Source organism: Streptomyces glaucescens, from assembly GCF_002154375.1.
Classification (GTDB): Bacteria; Actinomycetota; Actinomycetes; order Streptomycetales; family Streptomycetaceae; genus Streptomyces; species Streptomyces glaucescens.
This window is the reverse complement of sequence record NZ_MUND01000416.1, coordinates 366-3,568: the sequence shown is the minus strand read 5'-3', so window position 1 is coordinate 3,568 and position 3,203 is coordinate 366. Positions and strand designations below refer to the sequence as shown.

1 protein-coding gene is annotated in these 3,203 nt (G+C 67.0%); it reads left to right on the top strand.

Annotated features, from left to right (window positions below):
- The first annotated feature begins 273 nt into the window (after window positions 1-273).
- On the top strand, window positions 274-3,087 hold the full coding sequence (secA, locus tag CCN42_RS25670; protein WP_086173441.1) for a preprotein translocase subunit SecA: 2,814 nt from the start codon (window positions 274-276) through the stop codon (window positions 3,085-3,087).
- Window positions 3,088-3,203: the final 116 nt, after the last annotated feature.

Below are 3,203 nucleotides of genomic sequence, written 5' to 3'. Positions count from 1 at the left end.
GCAGCGTCATATGTGTATAAGAGGCAGGTGGGAGGCCAGGGCATGCGGCCTCGGGCGTATCCATGGGTGGGAAGGGGGTCGCCATTCGTGGCATTCGGCCGGGGCGTGCGGCACCATCCGCGACTCCCGGCCGTTGTCCCCTGTGCAGGCGTCGCAGCAGGCGTCACTGCGGGCCTCCCGGCGTGGCCGGGTCCTCGCATACGATGGCCGTTGCTCAGTACGTCAGAAGGAAACCGACCGTCCCAGGCCCGACCGGCAAGGAGACCAACCCCCGTGTCCGTCCTCTCGAAGATCATGCGTGCAGGCGAAGGCAAGATCCTGCGCAAGCTGCACCGCATCGCGGACCAGGTCAACTCCATCGAAGAGGACTTCGTCGACCTCTCCGACGCCGAGCTGCGGGCCCTCACCGATGAGTACAAGCAGCGCTATGCCGACGGCGAGAGTCTTGACGATCTCCTCCCCGAGGCTTTCGCCACCGTGCGCGAGGCCGCGAAGCGCGTCCTCGGGCAGCGGCACTACGACGTGCAGATGATGGGTGGCGCCGCGCTGCACCTCGGCTACGTGGCCGAGATGAAGACCGGTGAGGGCAAGACCCTGGTCGGCACGCTGCCCGCTTATCTGAACGCGCTGTCCGGCGACGGTGTCCACCTGATCACGGTCAACGACTATCTGGCCGAGCGCGACTCCGAGATGATGGGCCGCGTCCACAAGTTCCTGGGTCTGTCCGTCGGCTGCATCCTCGCCAACATGACGCCGGCCCAGCGCCGCGAGCAGTACGCGTGCGACATCACGTACGGCACGAACAACGAGTTCGGATTCGACTACCTGCGCGACAACATGGCGTGGTCGAAGGAGGAACTCGTCCAGCGCGGCCACAATTTCGCCATCGTCGACGAGGTCGACTCGATCCTCATCGACGAGGCCCGTACGCCGCTGATCATCTCCGGTCCGGCGGACCAGGCCACCAAGTGGTACGGCGACTTCGCCAAGCTGGTCCAGCGCCTCAAGCGCGGCGAGGCCGGCCAGCCGCTCAAGGGCATCGAGGAGACCGGCGACTACGACGTCGACGAGAAGAAGCGCACGGTCGCGATCCACGAGTCCGGCGTCAGCAAGGTCGAGGACTGGCTGGGCATCGACAACCTGTACGAGTCGGTGAACACGCCGCTCGTCGGTTACCTGAACAACGCCATCAAGGCCAAGGAACTCTTCAAGAAGGACAAGGACTACGTCGTCATCGACGGCGAAGTCATGATCGTCGACGAGCACACCGGCCGTATCCTCGCCGGCCGCCGCTACAACGAGGGCATGCACCAGGCGATCGAGGCGAAGGAAGGGGTGCCGATCAAGGACGAGAACCAGACGCTCGCCACGATCACCCTCCAGAACTTCTTCCGCCTCTACAACAAGCTCTCCGGCATGACCGGTACGGCGATGACCGAGGCCGCCGAGTTCCACCAGATCTACAAGCTCGGCGTGGTCCCGATCCCGACCAACCGGCCGATGGTCCGCAAGGACCAGTCGGACCTGATCTACCGCACCGAGGTCGCGAAGTTCGCCGCGGTCGTCGACGACATCGAGGAGAAGCACCGCAAGGGGCAGCCGATCCTCGTCGGTACGACGTCCGTCGAGAAGTCCGAGTACCTGTCGCAGCAGCTGAGCAAGCGCGGCATCCAGCACGAGGTGCTGAACGCCAAGCAGCACGACCGTGAGGCGTCGATCGTCGCCCAGGCCGGCCGCAAGGGTGCCGTGACCGTCGCCACGAACATGGCCGGCCGTGGTACGGACATCAAGCTCGGCGGCAACCCCGAGGACCTCGCCGAAGCGGAGCTGCGCCAGCGCGGCCTCGACCCCGAGGAGCACATCGAGGAGTGGGCCGCGGCCCTGCCCGAGGCGCTCAAGCGGGCCGAGGAGGCCGTGAAGGCCGAGAAGGAGGAGGTCGAGCGCCTCGGCGGCCTGTACGTGCTCGGCACCGAGCGGCACGAGTCCCGCCGTATCGACAACCAGCTGCGCGGTCGTTCCGGCCGTCAGGGTGACCCCGGTGAGTCGCGCTTCTACCTCTCGCTCGGCGACGACCTGATGCGGCTGTTCAAGGCCCAGATGGTCGAGCGCGTGATGTCCATGGCGAACGTGCCGGACGACGTGCCGATCGAGAACAAGATGGTCACGCGCGCGATCGCGTCCGCCCAGTCGCAGGTCGAGCAGCAGAACTTCGAGACGCGTAAGAACGTCCTGAAGTACGACGAGGTCCTCAACCGCCAGCGTGAGGTCATCTACGGCGAGCGGCGCCGCGTCCTGGAGGGCGAGGACCTGCACGAGCAGATCCGCCACTTCATGGACGACACGATCGACGCCTACATCGCCGCGGAGACCGCCGAGGGCTTCGCCGAGGAATGGGACCTGGACCGGCTGTGGGGCGCCTTCAAGCAGCTCTACCCGGTGAAGGTCACCATCGAGGAGCTGGAGGAGGCGGCCGGCGACCGCGCGGGTCTGACCGCCGAGTTCATCGCCGAGTCGATCAAGGACGACATCCACGAGCAGTACGAGGCGCGTGAGGCGCAGCTCGGCTCCGAGATCATGCGTGAGCTGGAGCGCCGGGTCGTCCTGTCGGTCCTGGACCGCAAGTGGCGCGAGCACCTCTACGAGATGGACTACCTCCAGGAGGGCATCGGCCTGCGCGCGATGGCGCAGAAGGACCCGCTGGTCGAGTACCAGCGCGAGGGCTTCGACATGTTCCAGGCCATGATGGACGGCATCAAGGAGGAGTCCGTCGGCTACCTGTTCAACCTGGAGGTCCAGGTCGAGCAGCAGGTCGAGGAGGTCCCGGTCGAGGACGCCAAGCCGGAGCTGACCAAGCAGGACTCCTCCGTGCCGGCGCAGGCGGGCGCCTCGCGCCCGGAGATCCGCGCCAAGGGCCTGGAGGCCCCGCAGCGCCGGAACCTGCACTTCACCGCGCCCACCGTGGACGGCGAGGGCGGCACCATCGAGGGCGACTTCGCCGAGGACGAGCCGGTGCGCTCCTCCGCCGACGGTCTCACCCGCGCGGAGCGGCGCAAGCAGGCCAAGGGCGGGCGGCGCCGCAAGAAGTGAGTGATGGCGCCGTAGTGGCGCCACGGTAGTGCCCGAAGGGCCGGGAGCATCCAGTTCGTTCATGGGTGCCCGGCCCTTCGGGCATGTTTGTCGTCGGTCGCGGTCGCGGTCGCGGT